Genomic DNA, 19,352 nt, shown 5'->3' on the forward strand with positions numbered 1-19,352 from the left:
GTTGTTTGTGAAGTGATTCACATCTGCCGTGTCAGTGGGAGCGCATTATAGGGAGCTGCCGGGATATAGCAACCCTTAAAATACAAAAAACTTATCAAACGCTCATAATTTAAACTTCCCAAGCCCCATCCACGCCAGAAAAAATGGGGGGAAACCAGACGCCACGCGGGCTGCAGCGAATTCAGGCAAAAGCGACATTTTGCGAAAATCAACGTTATCCGCTTTACGTTTCCCCCTCTCTTACCGCGTCGTGACTTCAGATGATGAATTAAGCACCAGCCTTGACCCATGACAAAGCGGCTTGAGGGTGCATATTTCTATAATCAGGGCCGTTTCTTCTTATTGGTATGAACCTATGGCTTATCAACTCAACATTAACTGGCCCGAGTTTTTAGAAAAGTACTGGCAAAAGCAGCCGGTCGTATTAAAGAAGGCTTTCGCGAATTTCGTCGATCCGATTACGCCGGATGAGCTGGCCGGGCTGGCCATGGAACCGGAAGTCGATAGTCGACTGGTGAGCCTCAAGAACGGTCAATGGCAGGCCAGCAACGGGCCGTTTGAACATTTTGATGGCCTGGGCGAAACCGGCTGGTCGCTCCTGGCTCAGGCGGTAAACCACTGGCATATGCCCGCCGCTGAACTGGTGCGCCCCTTCCGCGTGCTGCCGGACTGGCGTTTAGACGATCTGATGATCTCCTTTTCCGTACCGGGCGGCGGCGTAGGCCCGCATATCGACCAGTACGACGTCTTTATTATTCAGGGCATGGGCAGCCGCCGCTGGCGCGTGGGCGATAAGCTACCGATGCGTCAGTTCTGCCCGCATCCGGCGCTGCTGCACGTTGACCCGTTCCCGCCGATTATTGATGAGGATCTGGAACCTGGCGATATTCTGTACATTCCGCCCGGATTCCCGCACGACGGAATCACTCACGAAACGGCGCTGAACTACTCCGTCGGCTTCCGTGGGCCAAACGGCCGCGATTTGATCAGCAGCTTTGCCGATTACGCGCTGGAAAACGATCTCGGCGGCGAGCACTACAGCGATCCGGATTTGACCTGCCGCGAACATCCGGGACGGGTAGAAGAGTATGAACTGGAACGCCTGCGCGGCATGATGATCGAGATGATTAGCCAGCCGGAAGATTTCCGCCGCTGGTTTGGGCGTTTTGCCACCACGCCGCGCCACGAGCTGGATATTGCGCCCGCTGAACCGCCTTTTGAAGAAGAGGAGATTGTCGACGCGCTGGCGGGCGGTGAAATGCTGACTCGCCTGAGCGGCCTGCGTGTACTGCACATCGGCGACAGCTTCTTTGTGAATAGCGAACAGCTGGAGCCAACCGATCCCGCGGCTCTGGACGCGCTGTGCCGCTATACCCTGCTGGGTAAAGAGGAGCTAGGCGAGGCCGCGCTGCGCAATCCGGCTTTTATCACCGATCTGACCCGCCTGATTAACCAGGGCTACTGGTTCTTCGACGAATAGCGCTTCATCATCGGTTCATATAAAGAAGGCGCGGAGCCCGCGCCTTCTTCTTTACTATCGCTACAGCATCATTTACCGAGCAGCGCCTCAAACTGCGCCTGGTAGTGCGGCGCGTTCCATGAACCATCAAACAGGGTGTAAGTAATATATCCTTTGTTGAGCCAGCCCGAGTCATTATCCCCTTCCGCCGGTTTCATCGCCTCCGGATTCATCGTCTGTTTGGCGGTACCGTCCGCCAGAAGTTCATAACCAATCTGCGGCACAGGGAATTGTTCATTCTCAATATAATGAACGCCCTTAATTTCAGCCGACGGCAGCGGCGGATAGTTAATGCTTAACCCGGCCCCCTGCGGCATAATCGGGCTTCCCGGTTTATGCGCGGCGTTAAGTTTATCCACCAGCGAGACGACATAATCCACCGAATCAGGCCAGTACTTATGCGTGCTCGGCCATTTGTTCTTCATCTCTTCTTCCGTGAAGCGGTAGCCAATGCTGGCGGCAATCGCCGGGAAACCGTAGCGTACGGCGCGGGCCGCGGCGCTCACGGTGCCGGAGTTAACCTGCGCCATACCGGTATTGGGACCATCGTTGACGCCCGAAATCACCAGATCCGGCGGCGCGTCTTTCAGCACGCCCCACAGGCCAAAATCCAGCGCATCGGCAGGAGTTCCCGGGAAGCAGTAGCGTTTGTCAGCGGCTTTTTTGACATCAAAAACTTTACCCGTCTTAAAAGTAATTGCCGACCCGATACCGCTCTGATTCGTTGCCGGCGCCACCATCCAGACGTCATACCCTTTGGCCGCCAGTTTTTCCTGCAGCGAAGTGGTTCCCACAGACTGGCAGCCATCATCGTTAACCAGCAGTATTTTCAGCGGTTTTTCAGCAGCCTGTACGCCAGTGGCAGATAACGCCAGAATGGCGGCAGTCAGGATTTTCGTTCTCATCATCACTCCTTGTTGGGTAGCAGAGGTATTTCTTAGGCGCAAAAAAAAACCTAAGACTCCTGCCGCAAGCCAAATTGGCGGACAGGGGTCTTAGGTTTTGCCTGTGGTCAGTAACAATCCCAGAGTGCTGCGAAAATAACGCCAGAGCGTAAAAGAGTCCAGCCCGGACATCATTATTCTGTGACGGAGATCAATCCTCTAAAATTATTTAAGCCGAAAACTGCCAATTAATCTGAAAATTAAACTTAAGATACAACTCAATCGACAAAATTACCTCCATGAAGACGATCACATTTACTGACATTTATAATAAATAGAGGGTGTCTTTTCTCATAATTAGTGCTAACGTCGTCCTTGTTGGATTGTTACTGTTTAGAACAGGCGAAACCTACGTTATAGACGTTCGAGCGAACATAATCTTATTTATGCTTCGCGTCGAATATCTGACGTAGGTTTTTTTTTGCTTATAAAAAGACCATTCAGGTGGAGCGTTATATGAAGAAGTGGCTAATAGCATTAATGATGGCGGCAGGCGCGGCAACCTGTTCTGCGGCGGAAGTTAAAAACGATGACGGCGTGAATATCTATTTCGCCCGCCATGGCAAAACGCTGCTGAATACGTTTGACCGCGTGCAGGGTTGGGCGGACTCACCGCTTACCGAAGACGGCATTCGCGTCGCTCGTTATCTCGGCGAGGGGCTTAAAGGTATTCCTTTTGATAGCTTCTATTCCAGCGATGCCGGACGTCAGCGTGAAACCATGCAGGTGATCCTTAAGCAAGCCGGAGTAAGTGATTACAAACTTACTGAGCTCAGCGGCCTGCGGGAAGCCTTCTTCGGCGGTTTCGAAGGCGGCTATAACAAAGATATGGCCGACGCCGGCGCCAGACAGCTGGGGCTTAAAGACGGCGCTGCGCTGTTCAGCCAAATGAAAGCGGGCACCCTGGCCGTCGATACCAACCAGAACGCGCTGGCAGCGGCCGACCCAAAGGGTATGGCGGAAAACTATCAGCAGGTAAAAACCCGTACCCAGGCAGCGCTGCATACTATCGTTGAAAACGCGCAGGCCCGGGGCGATAAAAACGTGCTGGCAATTTCATCCGGTACCGCCATGCAGATTATGATTTCCGATTTAACCGACGATAACGCGAAAAACAAGCCGCTTGCCAATGCCGCGGTGGTTAAAATTGTTTATAAAGACGGCAAATATACCGTTCCAGAAATTGGCACCATGAAATATGTTGAAGCCGGAAAACAGGCTCTCGATAAAAAATAATACCCACGCTTAATTATTTATTACGGCAGACTTCAGGCGAAAACACCTCGCCTGGATCGCTGCGTCCCTACTCTGGGGTTTATTATGAAAATCAATAAGACAACAGTCGCCATTATGCTGCTGGCTATTCCCGCCAGCGCCTGGTCAGCTTCGACCACTAACAGCCAGAAGGAGCGGGATTATATCGATACCGTGCTCGACGATCCGTTATTCAGCCAGTCCCATATGAATTTATCGTTTAAAAACTACTGGAAATATCTTAAGGAAGAAGAGACCGAGCCAAAGAAAGTCCATAACGCCTGGGGTCAGGGCGTCGCCGTCGATTATCAGTCCGGCTATTTTGCCGATATTATTGGCTTTGATGCCACTTACTACGGAGCGGTAAAGCTCGGCGCCAGCGATTACTTTAACTCCCGCGGCGTGCTGTATAACAACGGCAGCGGGAATAAAAAGAGCAACGCTGAAGGCTTTTCCAAATTTGGTCAACGCAACATCAAGCTACAGTATCGCCTGGCGGACACTCATCTGAACGCCCGCTGGGGCTGGCAGACGATGAAAAACTTTGGCGTCATCTCCAACTCCACCCGCCTTTCCCCGACCACCTATTTGGGCTGGACCGGCGCGGTGAACTACGGCCCCTTCACGCTGCGCGGCGCGTACATCGAAAGCGCGATGGATCGTAACTCGCCGGATAAGAAACGCTTCCAGACCAACAGCGGACAGTACATTAACCATATCGCCAGCGGCGATATTCTGTGGCAAAGCGAGCACCTGAACATGCAGTACGGCTATGGTGAAAGCGATAACTATCTGCGCCGCCATATTCTGTTTACCAATATTAAACCGATAAAAGCGCTGAACATCGGTACTCAGGTCTACGCCACTCACGCGCTGGACGAGTATAAAGCGATGCCAGCGAATAAGCGTGACTTTGACGACGACGCCTGGCACATCGCCATGGATGTGAAGTGGCAGGCGGACAACTGGAGCACCAAGTGGGGTCTGGGCTATACCGATGCGAACAAGGCCAATGAAGTGGGCTTCTACCCGCGCCATATGAGTAAAAACTCGCGCGGGACCTTTATCTCAATGGCCTATGCCGGCAACGACTATATGCGCGACGGTGAGCTGGTTCTCTCTAATATGTCGGACTATAACCTGACGCCGGAGCTGGCGATCGGTCTTGCCGGCAACATCGCCCAGTTTAACTACCGCGGCAACCACGTCCGTACCGGGGAAATTAACGCCTTCAGCCGCTGGGTGCCGACGCACCCAAGACTGAAAAATCTCACCGTCTGGGCGATGTTCGGACCGGGCTGGTCCTATAAGATGAATGGCAAAACGCCGGTGCTTACCGACGGCCATTACAGCCGGGCCAACTCGCTCTCTTCGGAAGTGATTATCGAATATAAATTTAATCTGTTCTGATACGCCCGCCCCGCCGGTCATGGCGGGGCAACCCTCCCCGGCTACTTCTTCACCTCATTAAGCTCATCGTTATAGCTTTCCCGCGTCACGCAGACGCACAGGATGGTAATCAGCGCCATGCAGGCGAGAAACAGCGAGATGGGCCACGATGCGCCGCCGGACCACACCAGTAGCAAGGTACCAATCATCGGCGTTAGGCCGCCGACGATGTTCGCCAGCTGGAAGCCGAGCGAGACGCCGGTATAGCGCACGCTGGTGTCAAAAAGCTCCGAAAAGAAGGCCGGCTGAACGCTGAACATCATCCCCAGCCCCACGGAATAGCAGAAGGTGGTGGCGAACATAAACATCTTCACCGAGCCGGAGTCGATCATCCAGAATAGCGGGAAGGCAAAGATCAGCGTGATAGCGGCGCCGGCCAGATAGACCGGTCGGCGGCCAATTTTATCTGAAAGCCAGCCGAAGAACGGAAAGGTAAAAATGCCGACAAAGCTGGCCAGCAGCAGCCCGTTCAGCGCCGTTTCGCGAGTAAAGTTGAGTTCCCTTGTCACATAGGACATAAAGAACGCCACCGTCAGCCAGCCCAGAACAATCTCCCCCATGCGCATGCCCATCGCCAGGAACACCGCTTTACGGTGATGCTTGAGTACGGTGAGAATGGGAAACTTCTGCTCCGCCGCTTTCGGCGCGTTCTGCTGCTGTTTCTGATTCTCCTGGAACACCGGCGTCTCTTCGATCCTTGAGCGGATAAACATCCCGACAAACAGCAGCGCGATGCTTAACAGGAAAGGCACGCGCCAGCCCCAGGACATCAGGTCATCCTCCGGCAGCATCACCACCAGCGCAAAAACGCCGGTAGCGATAAACAGGCCAAGCACGTTGCCCAACTGAACAAAAGTGCCGAAAAAGCCCCGGCGATGGCGCGGCGCATACTCGGTGATCAGAGTCGTCGCCCCACCCCATTCGCCGCCGATGGCAAAGCCCTGGCAGAGGCGCAAAAAGATAAGTATCAGCGGCGCGGCGTTGCCTATGGTGTCGTAGCTGGGGATTAAGCCTATGAAAAAAGTCGAAATACCCATAATCATCAGCGACAGAACCAGCGATTTTTTGCGGCCGATCTTATCGCCATAGTGGCCAAATACGATGGCCCCGATGGGCCGGCTGACGAAGGTAATCGACAGCGTCAGGAAGGACACCAGCAGCGCCATCAGCGGCGAGAGGTTAGGAAAAAACAGCGACGGAAACACCAGCGCGGCGGCGGTGCCGTAGATAAAAAAGTCATAGAACTCAATCGTTGTGCCGGAAAGACCGGAGCCCAGCACGGTGAGCAGCTTTCTTCTTTCATGGGTTTGTTGCGATATTTGTTCATTTTTTGCAGGGGTCATGGCGGGCGAGGTAAGCATAGTCATCATTAAATCCTCTGTCCTGAATCATTATTGTTAAGTCGGGCAGCGCCTGGCTAACCGCGGTCGCGAGGAAAAATCGCCCGCAAGCTAACTCGAATTAGCTAATTATAACAAGATACGGAGATTCACAACGTAAATGCTAAAAGAGTGTGACCAGGATCGGTTAAATTTTAACACCCGCGCCAGCGCCGCGAGACAAATCGTTTACGGCATAACGTAAATAATTTATTAAATTCAATTAATTAAAAATCAAACGCTGATTTACCGTCCCCGCTGCGCTTCCCGTCCGCTTTGCTGCCCGCCTTTATGCCGCCTCAGCAAGCGTTCCCTGTCACCTCGACCCACCGTTTAAAATAAATAGTTAAATATTAATAAGTTAATAATTTCACATTGATAGCCATCACAAATCCCCGGTAAAGAGTTTGTTCCTGTCTTTTTTTTATCCTAATTTGCTAATTCGAGTTAGCCAAAGAAATTAGCCAGCAACAGAACGATTGATGCCGCGCTTACCCCGGCGCAGCACGCTCAACGATAACCAAGCGACCTATCCCCTACAGGAGAAATTCACATGCTGAATTTAACGTTACCCGCGGAAGCCGGGCTTATTACCCCGCAGCCAGGCGAAGTGTTGATGGTGACCAATGCGGATCTCCGCGAACCGGCTAACGTCACCTGCTGGCCCACGCAGAAGCTGTTTGAACAGCGTCTGGAAACGGCGCTGGAAACATTAGGCTATCGCCTGCGCCGCGCCCATCCGGTCAACGAGCAGCGCGGCCACGGGTTTATCAGCAGCCAGAAAGAGGGTAGCGAGCTGTTCGCCGGGATCGATCCGGATGCGCCGATTATTGTCCTGCTGACCGCCTGGCAATACTCCCATCACCTTGCTCCTTCGCTGGTACATCATCGCGGCCCTATTTTGCTGCTCGCCAATTTTGACGGTACCTGGCCGGGCCTCGTCGGCATGCTCTGTATGGCAGGCTGCCTCACCAGCCTGGAGCGCAACTACTCGCGGCTTTGGTCGGAAACCTTCGCCGACGAGGCGTTTATTCGTGGCCTGGACACCTGGCTGCGCGACGGCCATCTCAGCCATAAGCTCGGCTATCTGCATCCTGTCGCGCCCAGCGCGCCGCTGCTGGCCAGCAAAGCCGGGCAGATTGGCGTGAAGGTTGGGCAGTCGATCCTCAAACACAAGGCCATTGTCGGGCTGTTCGATACCTTCTGTATGGGGATGATCAACGGCGTGTTCCCGCAAAAAGCGATGATCGACGTAGGGATGCCGGTGGAGTCGCTGTCGCAATCGGCGCTGCTGGTTGAAATGAACAAGGTGCCGACCGACCTGCGCGAAGCCTGTCTCGACTGGTATGAGACCCGCGGCATGCGCTTCCGGTTCGGCGCCGACGGGGCGAAGGATCTGACCCGGGAGCAGGTGCTGGAACAGTGCGCGATGATGATCGCCATGGCGCGCTTCGTGAAGCGCTTCGGCCTGACGGCGGTGGGCGTGCAGTATCAGCAGGGGCTCAAAGACAGCTGCGCCGCCTCGGATTTTGCCGAAGGCGCCATCGGTAACGCGGAACGTTTCCCGATCCCGGATGAGAATGGCGAGATCGTCTGTCCGGACGCGCCGATCCCCTGCATCAACGAGGTGGATATGGGCAGCGCCATCCCGCAGGTGATGCTGGCGAAGCTGCTCGGCGCGCTGGGCATGGCGAGCGAAACCACCCTTCACGATATCCGCTGGGGTAGCGAATACAACGGCACGTTCTACTGGGATCTGGAGATCTCCGGCGCTGTGCCGTTCGCCCATCTGAAAGGCGGGATCGCCGGGGCCACCGGCTATCGCCAGCCGGCGATGTTCTTCCCCTATGGCGGCTCGACCATTGCCGGTCAGGGCAAAGCCGGACGCTTTATCTGGGCGCGAGCGCACTACGAAGGCACCCAGGTGATCCTGCATATCGGCACCGGCACCGCCGTCGAACTACCGCATGACGAATTCGAACGCCGCCGCCGGGCGACCAACTACGAGTGGCCATTACTCAACGCCGTTCTCGACGGGGTTTCGCGCGACGATTTAATGGCGGGACACCAGAGCAACCATCTCAGTCTGGCTTACGTAGAGGAGGAGGTATTATCCGAAGTGCTGAACGCCTTTATTGCCCAGGCGCTGACGCAAAATATGAAAGTCTTTATCGCAGGCGATGCGCATTTATTAATGAAATAACAACTGATTCGCTTATGTAATTTTTACGTTGTTAGCGATCCTGGCAAACATCCGCTTCATTCGTCTCTTTATCGCCCATAAAGAGCGGATCAACGCGCATCTGTCCGGGCGGGCTCTCCGCCTGCCCGGATAAGAGAGGATTATATGTATCAGCAGCAACATATTGAATTTATTATCCAGAAGGCAAAGAAACGGCTCGATCTGCAGGAGGCCCCCGGCTGCACCAAAGCGGGATGGCTGATGATCACCGCATTATTAATTGAGTCATGGGATATTTATTCCATGGCGTTTATTTTATTCGCCCTGAAAGATATTTATGAGCCCAGCAGCTGGCTGCTCGGTTTTACCGCCGCCGGCACCCAGCTCGGCGCGGTGGTCGGCGCGCTGCTCGGCGGCTGGCTGACCGATAAGCTCGGACGGCGTAAAATTTTCCTCTGGTCGATGATCCTGTTCGCGATCTTCGCCGTTCTTCAGGGCCTGGCGCCCAATATGTACTGGCTGGCGATAATTCGCTGCCTCGCCGGGATCCCGGTGGGCGCGGACGTGGCTAACGGCTTTACCTACATCATGGAGGTGATGCCGAAGGGCAAGCGCGAAGTGATGGCTAACCGCTGGCAGTTTATGTTCGCGCTGGGGATTATCGCCGCCATTCTGCTGGTCACCACGCTGGTGGCGCTTGATGTTCACCCGGATATGATCTGGCGCATCGTGCTGGCGGTCCCGGCGATCCCGGCCTGCCTGCTGCTGTTTATGCGTCGGGAGCTGCCGGAGACGCCAGCGTGGTTCGTCGAACGCGGCCGCTTTATCGAAGCGAAAAAAGCCTCCCGTGAATATTACGGCGAACAGGATGGCCGTCTGCTGGACGACATTCTGCCCAATGAAAACGTCACTATCGCCGACCCAACGCTCAAAGAGACGCTGCACGATCTGTTCCGCCGTCCGTTTACCCGCCGCACCACCCTGTTCGGCTGGTTCTCCTGCGCCGTGCAGTCGTTTGAAAACTACGCCTTCTCCTTCTTCCTGCCGCTGATCCTCGTCACCATCGGGATTTCCGGGCAGATCCAGAATAACCTCGCCCTGCTGGCGGTGAACTGTATCGCCGCGCTCTCGGCATTTGTCGGCCCGCTGCTGTTGCCGAAGCTCGGGCATAAGGGACTGAGCAAATACGGCTTCCTGCTGGTCACCATCGGTATTTCGATATCGGCGTGGGGCGTCTACAGCAGCAGCTTCGCATTTATCATCTTCGGCGCGGCGCTAATGCTGTGGGGCCACTACTGGGATTCCGAAAGCGGCATGACGGTGATCTCGCTGGTGGCAAAACCGCGCTATCGCGGCGTGGCCTCCGGCATCGGCTACACCATCGTCAAGGTCACCGCCTTCGTTACCACCCTGGTCTTCCCGGCCCTGTTTGAAGCGGTCGGCGTACCGGTCGCCTCGATGATTATCGCTATCGCGCCGTTCTGCGCCTTCCTCGCCTCCATCTTCCTGCTGCCGGAAGTCTTCGGCCATGCGGTGGGCGACGAGAACGATCGAGAACATGACGCCAGCCCGGCAATCGCCCTGGAGGGGCATGAATCCCCGGCCTCCAAACATTAACCGCCCGGGCCGCAGGGGCGGCCCCCGCTGAACCCATAAAGGAAGGAATCAGATGAACAGCACAAAAATGCCCGTGATTGAAAATATCGAACTGATGACCGCCCGCGTTCCGCTGCCGGAAGGCCCGTGGGGGGATCAGATTCACCACGTCACCGATATCGAAGTGGCGATTGTTGACGTCTACGGTTCTAACGGCCACGTCGGCACCGGCTTTAGCCACACTTCCGGCTGGTGCGGGAAAACCATCTCCGCGCTGATTGCCGAGATTATCCCGGACGTTATTGGCCAGCCGCTCTCCCCGCGCGGCCTGTGGCATCGCTCGTATAAACACGTACACGACGTCGGCGGCGCGGGCGTCACCACCCATGCCCTGGCGGCGCTGGATATTGCCTACTGGGATCTGTTAGGTAAAACCCTCAATGCGCCGATTATCGACATTCTTGGCCGCGTACGCGATCGCGTTCCGCTGTACGGCAGCGGCATCAACCTGCATCTGTCCATTGAGGAAGTGATTGACCAGGTCAAACGCTGGAAAAGCACCGGCTACCTGGCGGCGAAAGTGAAAGTGGGCAAACCGACGCTGGAGGAGGACGTGGAGCGGCTGCGTAAGATTCAGGAAGCAGTGCCGGGCTTCCCGCTGGCGGTGGACGCCAACCAGGGCTGGAACTTCCCGCAGGCGCTGCGCGCGTTCAAGCTGTTCGAACCGCTCAACCTGCTGTGGATTGAGGAGCCGCTGCCCTCCGACGATATCGCCGGCCACCTGCGGCTGCGCGAACGCAGCGCCACGCCTATCGCGCTGGGAGAAAACGTCTATAACTTAAACCAGTTTACGCAGTACATCGAGAGCGGCAGCGCGGATTACATCCAGGCGGATCTCGGCCGCGTCGGCGGGATCACCGGCTATCTGGATATCGCCGCCGTCGCCCGCGCGCACAACCTGCCAATGACGCCGCATTTTGTCATGGAGCTCAGCGCCAGCCTGCTGGCAACGGTGCCGAATATCTCATACGCCGAGATGACCGACGGCGGGCGCTGGAAAGATCTGCGCATCATCGCCGAAGCGGGCGAAGAGGTGGACGGCTACTACGTGCCGAGCGAACGGCCGGGCCACGGCATTATTCTCGATCGTGATTACCTCGCAACCCACAAAATCTAACCACGCAGTGAGGGGAAAGAACAATGGAAGACACGTTATTCTCGGTTAAAGACAAGGTCATCATCGTGACCGGCGGCCTGGGACAGCTGGGGGCGCAGTACGTGAAGACGTTACACGACCGCGGCGCGAAGGTGGCGGCGCTGGCCACCCGCGTCGATGCCGCGCGCGTCGACCGCGTGCTGGGGGCGATTAAGGACTCCGACCGCCTGCTGTGCGCGGAAGTGAATATTACCGATAAAGCCAGCATTAACCGGGTGCTGGATAACATTGAAGCGAAGTGGGGCGTCCCGGATGGCCTGGTCAACAACGCGGGCGTCGACACCCAGCCCAGCGCGCCGCCGGAAGTCTCCGGCCCGTTTGAAGAGTTTCCGGAAGAGGTGTTCCGCGAGGTGGTGGAAGTGAACCTGGTCGGCACCTTCCTGATGACCCAGCAGGTCGGCAAGCGCATGAAACAGGCCGGCAAAGGCGGCTCGATCATCAACGTCGGTTCGATCTACGGCGTGGTCTCCCCTGTGCAGGATATCTATAGCTACAAAAAAGAGGACACCGGCATTCCGTTCGTCAAACCGGTGGCCTATTCGGCGGCAAAGTCCGGGCTGTATAACTTTACCCGCTACTGCGCCACCTACTGGGGGCGCGACGGCATTCGCGTCAATACTCTGACCCTCTCCGGCGTCGAGCGCAGCGATCAGGACCCGCGCTTCCAGAAAAACTACACCAACCGTATCCCCATCGGGCGGATGGCGAAAGCCCACGAGTACAACGGCACGGTGGTGTTTTTGCTCTCCGACGCCTCGGTCTATATGACCGGTTCCAACGTGGTGGTGGATGGAGGCTGGACCGCATGGTAAGCGATAAATGGCAGGTTTTTCGCGGCATTATCTCCGCCGTGGTGACGCCGATGCACGCCGATGAGTCGGTGAACTACGCGGCGCTGGACGCTCTCGCCCGCGCCCAGCTGGCGCGCGGGGTTGAGGGCTTTTACTGCTGCGGCTCCTCCGGGGAGGGGCCGTTGCTGCGTTTCGATGAGCGCCGGCAGGTGCTGGCAACGCTGGTGCAGTCGGCGGGCGGTCGCGTGCCGGTGATCGCCCACGTGGGGACGCCGCGCACCCGGGATGCCGTCGAGCTGGCGAAGCACGCCGAGCAGGACGGCGCCAGCGCGGTGTCGCTGGTGCCGCCCTACTACTACAAATATAGCCGCGAGGAGATTATCGCCTACTACCGTCGAGTGCTGGACGCCATTTCGATTCCGGTGATTTTGTATAATATTCCGCAGTTTACCGGCGTCGAGCTGGATGCCCAGAGCGCCGACGCGCTGCTCGGCGATGAGCAGGTTCTGGGGGTGAAGCATACTTCGCATAACCTCTATTCGCTGGAACGGATGATCGCCCGCTACCCGGAGAAAGTCTTTTTTAACGGTTTCGATGAGATCTTCCTTTCCAGCCTGGCGGCGGGCGCGACGGCCACGGTTGGCACCACGGTTAACCTGCAGCCGGAGCTGTTTCTCGCCCTGCGCAGCGCTTTTCAGCAGGGCGACATCGCCCGGGCGCAGCGCCTGCAGCAGCAGATCAACGAGGTGGTGGAGCAGCTGGTCGCGCGCGGCGTGTTCCAGTCGGCGAAGTATCTTGCCGCGAAAGAGAGCGTCGATACCGGCCCCACCCGCGAGCCGTTTGTGGCGCTGACGGCGGCGCAGAAAGGCGAGCTGGATGACCTCTATCTGCGCTTAAGGGGGTATATCGCCGATGCCGGACAATGACGCGCTCTGTCCCCAGATCCGTCTGAACGATAGCGTCGTGTGCCAGCAGGTCGCGCGGTTTTTACAGGAGACGGAAAGCGATGCGCGAACCCGGGGGCTGGCGGTGGCGGTTGTCGGGCCGGAGGGCGAGCTCATCGCCTTTGGCGCGCACGCTCGCTGCCCACCGCTACCGCGCCAGCTGGCACAGCGCAAGGCCTGGAGCGCCCTGCGCTTTCGCCGTCCGACGGCAACGCTGGCGCAAGAGGTCAGCGCCGGCGCCCTGCAGCTGGCGGTATTTAACGACCCGCAGCTGCTGGCGATGCCGGGCGGCGAGCCGGTGATCGTCGACGGGCTGGCCATTGGCGGCGTCGGGATCAGCGGCCTGCCGCCGGCGCTGGACGCCGGGCTGGCGGCGCAGTTTGTTCAGCGATTGACTTGATGAGGGATCGTTAAGGGTTCCCGGATTGCGGCGCCCGCGCCTTATCCGGGCTACCAGCGCGCGCAGGATGCGGTATCTGTAGCCCCGGCCAGCATAGCGCAGCCGGGGATTGACGTGTTCACACAAGCCGTGTCATTTACTGGCTCCGCTGCTTCTCCACCGACAGCGGGCGGTGAATCAGGGTCATCGGCACGGTGATCTTCACATCGGCATTTTCCCCCTGCAGCTTCTGCTGCATCAAATGAAACGCGTGCTGCGCCCAGGCGTCCTCATCCTGGCGCATCGACCACACCGCGTTCGGCAGAAATCCCAGCATCTGATGTTCATCGAAGGTGCCGATGGGAATATCCGACGGAATAAAGCCGTAGGTTTCCCGCAGCGCGCTCAGCGTCCCTTCCAGAATGGGCAGAGAGGAGGCGATAAACGCCTTCGGCGGCTCGCGGTGCTGACGGAGAAAATCGAGCATCAGCTGTTTGCCCTCTTCCTGACGGTTATGGCTGGCGGACAATATCCACTCCTTGCCGGCGGGCAGCTCGCTCAGGTAGCCCTGCAGACGACGCTGGATCGACGGCTGCTGGGTATCCCCGGCGATAAAAAAAATCGGCGAGACGTCCACCGCCTGGGTCATCGCCTGCACCAGCTTTTTGCTGCCGTTGTAGTTATCGCTCACCACCAGCGACACGTCGCTCTCGCCAAAATCGCGGTCAAGCAGCACCAGCGGCCGCTTGCGCGCTACCTTCTGGTGATGCAGCTGCGTTTCCCGGGTAGAGGGCACCACGAAGAGCCCGTCAACGTTGCGCGCCAGCAGCCCTTCAACCAGACTGTTTTCATGCTCGCTGTCGCTGTAGGTGCAGGCAATCATTAGCTGATACCCCGCCTGACGGCAGCAGGCTTCGAGCTTTTCCGCCAGGGTGGAGAAAAACAGGTTGGATAAACGCGGGATCACCAGCCCTAAGGTCTCGGTTTTATTGAGCTTCAGGCTGCGGGCGATATGGTTAACGACCAGCCCGTTCTCGGCGATGTAATCATTAATACGCTGCTGCGTTTTGGCGCTGATGCGATACTGCTCAGCTTTGCCACCCAGCACCAGGCGCACGGTGGTAATCGAGATTTCCAGCGCCCTGGCGACTTGCTCAACGGTTTTGGCCATAAACTCATTTTCCATAACGAACAGAACGGCTTAATCATAAACTAATTCGAGTTAGCAATACATTAGCCGCGCTGTTATTTTGAACAAGGCATCAGTTTTCTGACGCCACTGGCGCTGTCGATCGCGATCCCGCGACGCGGACGATCGTTAAGATCCTTCCCTGTCCTCTCTGTCGCCGTGTGTGCCGGGAGAGATTCTGGCCGCGCTATTTCATTTTGCCGGTTTAACCTCGGTCACCCAGGTGGGGAGATCCCATGTCCCGCCGAGGCGAAGATAGCGGCACATCCCGGTGGTCGCTTCACGGCTTTTGCGGAACGTTGTGCCATCCCAGAGCCAGCTCGCCGTCCCCCAGCAATCGCCGAGCCCTCGCCCTTTCTGGCTCATAAAAATCTCGCCGTCGCCATATTCAGAACCGGAAACCGTAATAAGCGTTGGATTACCCTCAAGTTTGCTATCCACAACCCAATAGCCGTATCCCTCGTTATAGGCCGCCCGCCAGCACAAGGCCGAAATCAGGGAATGCGCGTTATCCAGCGGCGTCAGGCTGATGGTTTCAGCCTCCTCCCCCTCCTCAGGCTGGAGGCGATCGCACCAATCATCGTTATTTAGCGTGGCCAGAAGCTTCGGCTTGAGCACCGCCAGCTCAGGCGCGGTTAACGCTCTCTCCTGCGCCTTCTCCGGCATGACCCGGTGAATGACCGGGGCGGGAATCGCCGCCCGGACGCTGCTTTCCGGCCTGTCGCCTTTTTTGGTCAACGCGTCCGGCGTGCCGATTCGCCCCTGAACATCGTCCATTTTCAGCAGTACCGCGTAAGCACCTTCGCCGGAAAGCTCAAACGGCGCCTCCCCGCCTGTAAATTCAACCTTCCCGCTGCCTTTGATGGCGTTAACGATCGCCCGGGCCTGTTTCTCCGACAGCGGCCAGCTCTCTTTTGCTGGCTTCACATCGCCTGCCGGCTGGCCGTTGATCCACAGCGTCAGTTTGCCCGGCAGAACGTCGCTGTCGGTCACCTCCGCCAGCATCAGCTCTCCCGAGACGGCGGTGCCCGCTCCGGCCTGGCGGGTCAGCAGCACCGAACCTCCGCTTCCTTCTTCAGCGCTGTATCCCGCCGCCCGGCAGGTCAGCGTGTTATCACACACCACTTCCCAGTCTTTGTGACTGAATGAAACGCCTGTTTTCGCCAGCGCGGGGAGACTAAGTACGGCCAGTGCCAGCACGCCTCTCCAGAGTTCCTTTTTCATACCTTCTCTCCTTAATCGGTCATCCGCGTAGTCTGAGTAATCCTCCTCGCAGAGAGAAGCGTTTTCCCCTGTCGCGACATTTTTTCAGACAACGACATGGATGCCGCACCGCTTTACGCGTCGTCGGGCATATTCCCGCCCGTTCAGCCCGGCTGAAAATAGCGGGTTTGAGAGTCTGGTCACCTCATTCAACATCATTTCTGGGTTCACAAAATAACATCCGCCGTGATGTTAAATCATCTTGTGATATTCCGCGCGGCTGCGACCGGCTAACTCTTTTTACGCTCTCACTTCATCTTTGCGATTCATAGCTGAATTCCGCTCTGGCTATTCAGGGGGTTCTTTTATGCATCGGTTCATCTTTTCTTTGACGTCATCAATAATATGAAGCTATCCCGAGTATTCAGCATTCTGCCGTCGCTATTTTTTGCCGTCGCGTGCGCTGCCGCATCATCCGGCGTGGATCATTGTGAAGTGGGCTGCCCGACCGGCGGAAGCGCGCAGACGCTGGTTCGCGAAGCCTATACGCTCAATAACAACAGCCAGCGCAAATTCGCTAATTGGGTGGCGTATAAAATCACCAAAGCCAGCCTGGCCAGCGGGCGTTCGCGCAGCTGGAAGCGCGATCCGGATTTACCCGCTGCGGATACCCTTGCACCCGCGGCATATAAAGGGGCCAGCGCAGCATTGGCGGTCGATCGCGGGCATCAGGCGCCGCTCGCCGGGCTGGGCGCCAGTGCAGACTGGCAGGCGTTAAACTATCTTTCCAATATCACCCCGCAGGCCTCCGACCTGAATCAGGGGGCGTGGGCGCGGCTGGAGGATAAGGAGCGCGCCCTCGCCGAGCGCCGCGACGTGGCGGCGGTGTGGTCCGTTACCGGGCCGCTGTTCGAACGGCATATCGCTACCCTGCCCGCCGCGCCCGAGGTGGAGATCCCCAGCGGCTACTGGAAGATTATTTTTATCGGCTCCAGTCCGGATAAAGGCGAATACGCGGCGTTTTTGCTGGATCAGGCGACGCCAAAAAGCGCCAGTTTTTGTGATTATCAAGTGACGGTGGAGGAGATTGAGCGGCGGACTCATCCGGCGCTCTCGTTCTGGTCCACCCTGCCGGCAAGTATCGCCCGCCGCCTGAAGTCCCGGAAGGGGACGCTGGCAAAAGAGATGGGGTGCCCGTAATTAGGCATGGGTATCCTGTTGCGTGCATTATCTGGTTTTTATTTTTTGAATCTGCTTTGCGGTTATTTCAGCAATATCAGGAAAGGCATTTTCCACAGGCGCTAATTAATAGCATCATGCATTCTGTTAATTCTTAATTCACGGTTAAAGACGTTTATTATGTCCGATTAAAGTCTGGACTTTATTTTTATTACTGGTTAGGTTTACAGGTGTTATTTAGCGCGGTGCGAATGTGCGCCAACACACCCGCACCGCTGATCACAATTACTATTTCGCGAGAATAGCAACCATGACTAATGCTGATTGTATTGTAGATTCGTTTGATCCAGAAGTGTCGCCGAAAAATAAGCGTCAGTTGACGGTGAGTTATGTGAGACGTTTGCCAGATCGTCGTCTTGTTCCGGCGCTGATCATGAAGGGCCAGTGGCTGGCGGCGGCAGGGTTTTCGACCGGCACCCGGGTGGAAGTGCGGGTGATGGAGGGCTGTATTGTGCTGACGGCGGTTGAGCCGGAACCGGAACTGGAAGCCGCGATGCGCAGGGTAGAGAAGCTGTCGGCCAGGAAGCAGAAGCAGGTCAGAGAGTTTATCGGGGTGATTGGGGGACGGGGTTGAGGGATCAGAATTGCGGTGACAGACAGGATTTTAATGCCATGCTCTATATCGCCACTCCGGACCTGTACTCATCCATCAAATCCCTACAACCTTCCTTTTAGATAACGGATAAATACCTGTTAATACGACTGAATGAGGAAACCATCATGGAGACTTACCGATTACATCGCGGCAGGCTTATCGACCATATCCAGCTTGTGGTAAATGATTTCGAGGCCAGCAAAGCGTTTTATACAGCCGTGCTGGCGGTCCTTGAGATCCCTGTCGTGAATACCTACGACGATTATTTTTGGGCTGATGAGCTTGTTGTTTCATCGATTAATAGCCCCGGTTCCGCCGGGAAGCCAACAGGACGGCATCACCTGGCTTTCCAGGCCAGGGATCGTGAGACGGTGGATGCTTTTTACCAGGCGGCGCTGGCACACGGCGGCAGTGATAACGGCGCACCCGGTGAGCGAACTTATCACCCGGGGTACTACGCGGCCTTTGTACTCGATCCCGATGGTAACAACATCGAAGCGGTTTACCATGGCGAGGGGGAACGCAGTGCGGCATCGGTGGAAATTGGCTTCAGTCTTTAAGTATAACGGCCTCCGGGCAGGGGCCGTATTGGGCGGTTGGCATTAAGTCAGACCAGGAGCCAGCCCAGGAATTCGCCATATCGAAGCCCTCATAATAATGAGGGCTACATAAAATAAATTCAGTGTTGTAAATTCATTGCGTATTCATTTTATAAAGGAATAACGATGGGAGCCATTAACGAGATAGATATTGCAAAGCTGGTTTTGCTACCCGCGATTTTATATGTGGCTAAAAAGATCATCGACTGGGCGGGAAAAGTGATGTCCAGCCCGCCAGCAAAGCGAAAAATCCGCTTCGAAAAGGTACCTATTGAAACCAAAATAGAGGTGCTGAATAAAATCGCTGAGATAGCGAACGCTGAAATACCCGACACTAAACTCTCGAGGACGCATCAGACAGTACAAATGAAATTTTTGTATGAGCAGATCGGGATAACTCTTCCTGTCTGGCACGCCCATCAGCTGATCGCGTTTATCGCTGATAAAAATATCGGCTCATATGATGTACGATTAATGAGTTTCCTTAAAAACCCATCCTTTTATCGTTGTGAAGAAAACCATTTTTCTGTCGATGCTGAAAAAATTAAAAAATTTCACATCGTTAGCGGGGTTTTCTGGCTAATTTCAATTGTCATTTTTGCCTGCGCCTGGTGGACAACAATACAATCGTTACTGGCCAGCGGGGGCGTAAATTCAGCTATCGCATTTTCACTGTTTTACTTTATTTCCGCTATTGTGGTCACTGGCTTTATCTTGAGCCAGGTTGGAGAAACCTGGCAAAGCGTCAGATTCGCCAAGCTGTTTGAAAGGTGGTGTGAGGAGGAAGCGCGGGTGGAAAGTGGGGAGCGTGCTGTGCTAGCCGCATCGGAGCCAGAAGAACAAACGCCTCAACAGGAGGTTTTCAAATGATGAA

Annotated in this window: 17 protein-coding genes; 13 read left to right on the top strand and 4 right to left on the bottom strand. The window is 56.2% G+C overall.

Going from position 1 to position 19,352, the window contains the following annotated elements:
• Nucleotides 1-355 precede the first annotated feature (355 nt).
• Nucleotides 356-1,480, top strand: a complete 1,125-nt coding sequence (locus ABLU67_RS19355) for a cupin domain-containing protein (protein WP_116281059.1) — start codon at nucleotides 356-358, stop codon at nucleotides 1,478-1,480.
• 68 nt (nucleotides 1,481-1,548) lie between these two features.
• On the opposite strand, the gene surE is transcribed toward ABLU67_RS19355, so the two are convergent.
• On the bottom strand, nucleotides 1,549-2,424 hold the full coding sequence (gene surE / locus ABLU67_RS19360) for a 5'/3'-nucleotidase SurE (RefSeq protein ID WP_064358188.1): 876 nt from the start codon (nucleotides 2,422-2,424) through the stop codon (nucleotides 1,549-1,551).
• Nucleotides 2,425-2,919: 495 nt separating this feature from the next.
• Here surE and ABLU67_RS19365 point away from each other — a divergent pair, with 495 nt between their 5' ends.
• Both ABLU67_RS19365 and ABLU67_RS19370 read left to right on the top strand, forming a co-directional pair.
• Nucleotides 2,920-3,699 carry a histidine phosphatase family protein gene (locus ABLU67_RS19365; RefSeq protein ID WP_038422856.1) on the top strand — a complete coding sequence of 260 codons (780 nt, stop codon included), beginning with the start codon at nucleotides 2,920-2,922 and terminating at the stop codon, nucleotides 3,697-3,699.
• 84 nt (nucleotides 3,700-3,783) lie between these two features.
• Nucleotides 3,784-5,127: an OprD family outer membrane porin gene (locus tag ABLU67_RS19370; protein ID WP_048261908.1), complete on the top strand. Its 1,344-nt coding sequence runs from the start codon at nucleotides 3,784-3,786 to the stop codon at nucleotides 5,125-5,127.
• 41 nt (nucleotides 5,128-5,168) lie between these two features.
• On the opposite strand, the gene ABLU67_RS19375 is transcribed toward ABLU67_RS19370, so the two are convergent.
• A complete protein-coding gene (locus tag ABLU67_RS19375) occupies nucleotides 5,169-6,533 on the bottom strand; it encodes an MFS transporter (RefSeq protein ID WP_042944202.1) in 1,365 nt (454 codons plus the stop codon).
• Between the two features lie 565 nt (nucleotides 6,534-7,098).
• Between ABLU67_RS19375 and ABLU67_RS19380 the strand changes: the two genes are divergently transcribed.
• The 6 genes from ABLU67_RS19380 (at nucleotide 7,099) to ABLU67_RS19405 (ending at nucleotide 13,674) form a co-directional block, all read left to right on the top strand.
• A complete protein-coding gene (locus ABLU67_RS19380; RefSeq protein ID WP_232553567.1) occupies nucleotides 7,099-8,748 on the top strand; it encodes a signal transduction protein in 1,650 nt (549 codons plus the stop codon).
• Between the two features lie 144 nt (nucleotides 8,749-8,892).
• A complete protein-coding gene (locus tag ABLU67_RS19385; RefSeq protein WP_014227730.1) occupies nucleotides 8,893-10,344 on the top strand; it encodes an MFS transporter in 1,452 nt (483 codons plus the stop codon).
• 52 nt (nucleotides 10,345-10,396) lie between these two features.
• The gene (locus tag ABLU67_RS19390; RefSeq protein WP_004108723.1) at nucleotides 10,397-11,500 is read left to right on the top strand and encodes a mandelate racemase/muconate lactonizing enzyme family protein; all 1,104 of its coding nucleotides are present in this window, start codon (nucleotides 10,397-10,399) and stop codon (nucleotides 11,498-11,500) included.
• Between the two features lie 23 nt (nucleotides 11,501-11,523).
• The gene (locus ABLU67_RS19395; protein ID WP_224384954.1) at nucleotides 11,524-12,351 is read left to right on the top strand and encodes an SDR family oxidoreductase; all 828 of its coding nucleotides are present in this window, start codon (nucleotides 11,524-11,526) and stop codon (nucleotides 12,349-12,351) included.
• Complete coding sequence (locus ABLU67_RS19400) at nucleotides 12,345-13,256, top strand: dihydrodipicolinate synthase family protein (RefSeq protein ID WP_049078888.1); 912 nt, start codon at nucleotides 12,345-12,347, stop codon at nucleotides 13,254-13,256. Before ABLU67_RS19395 ends, ABLU67_RS19400 begins: the two co-directional genes overlap by 7 nt.
• Nucleotides 13,243-13,674 carry a heme-binding protein gene (locus ABLU67_RS19405; protein WP_148851426.1) on the top strand — a complete coding sequence of 144 codons (432 nt, stop codon included), beginning with the start codon at nucleotides 13,243-13,245 and terminating at the stop codon, nucleotides 13,672-13,674. Before ABLU67_RS19400 ends, ABLU67_RS19405 begins: the two co-directional genes overlap by 14 nt.
• A 136-nt stretch (nucleotides 13,675-13,810) precedes the next feature.
• Here the strand turns inward: ABLU67_RS19405 and ABLU67_RS19410 are convergent, their stop codons facing one another.
• Nucleotides 13,811-14,824, bottom strand: coding sequence for a LacI family DNA-binding transcriptional regulator (locus tag ABLU67_RS19410; protein WP_004117622.1), 1,014 nt, complete (start codon nucleotides 14,822-14,824; stop codon nucleotides 13,811-13,813).
• 210 nt (nucleotides 14,825-15,034) lie between these two features.
• Nucleotides 15,035-16,066 carry a DUF1176 domain-containing protein gene (locus ABLU67_RS19415; RefSeq protein ID WP_148851427.1) on the bottom strand — a complete coding sequence of 344 codons (1,032 nt, stop codon included), beginning with the start codon at nucleotides 16,064-16,066 and terminating at the stop codon, nucleotides 15,035-15,037.
• A gap of 384 nt (nucleotides 16,067-16,450) precedes the next feature.
• On the opposite strand from ABLU67_RS19415, the gene ABLU67_RS19420 reads away from it, so the two are divergent.
• The 4 genes from ABLU67_RS19420 to ABLU67_RS19435 all read left to right on the top strand — a co-directional run bounded on the left by ABLU67_RS19420 (nucleotide 16,451) and on the right by ABLU67_RS19435 (nucleotide 19,348).
• The gene (locus tag ABLU67_RS19420) at nucleotides 16,451-17,245 is read left to right on the top strand and encodes a DNA/RNA non-specific endonuclease (protein ID WP_049082213.1); all 795 of its coding nucleotides are present in this window, start codon (nucleotides 16,451-16,453) and stop codon (nucleotides 17,243-17,245) included.
• 289 nt (nucleotides 17,246-17,534) lie between these two features.
• Nucleotides 17,535-17,858 carry an endoribonuclease SymE gene (gene symE, locus ABLU67_RS19425; protein ID WP_064351971.1) on the top strand — a complete coding sequence of 108 codons (324 nt, stop codon included), beginning with the start codon at nucleotides 17,535-17,537 and terminating at the stop codon, nucleotides 17,856-17,858.
• A 146-nt stretch (nucleotides 17,859-18,004) separates the two neighbouring features.
• A complete protein-coding gene (locus ABLU67_RS19430; RefSeq protein ID WP_004098173.1) occupies nucleotides 18,005-18,439 on the top strand; it encodes a VOC family protein in 435 nt (144 codons plus the stop codon).
• 165 nt (nucleotides 18,440-18,604) lie between these two features.
• On the top strand, nucleotides 18,605-19,348 hold the full coding sequence (locus ABLU67_RS19435) for a hypothetical protein (RefSeq protein WP_148850071.1): 744 nt from the start codon (nucleotides 18,605-18,607) through the stop codon (nucleotides 19,346-19,348).
• Nucleotides 19,349-19,352 lie beyond the last annotated feature (4 nt).

It is taken from the genome of Klebsiella sp. GN_Kp190, from assembly GCF_040061795.1.
GTDB lineage: Bacteria > Pseudomonadota > Gammaproteobacteria > Enterobacterales > Enterobacteriaceae > Klebsiella > Klebsiella michiganensis.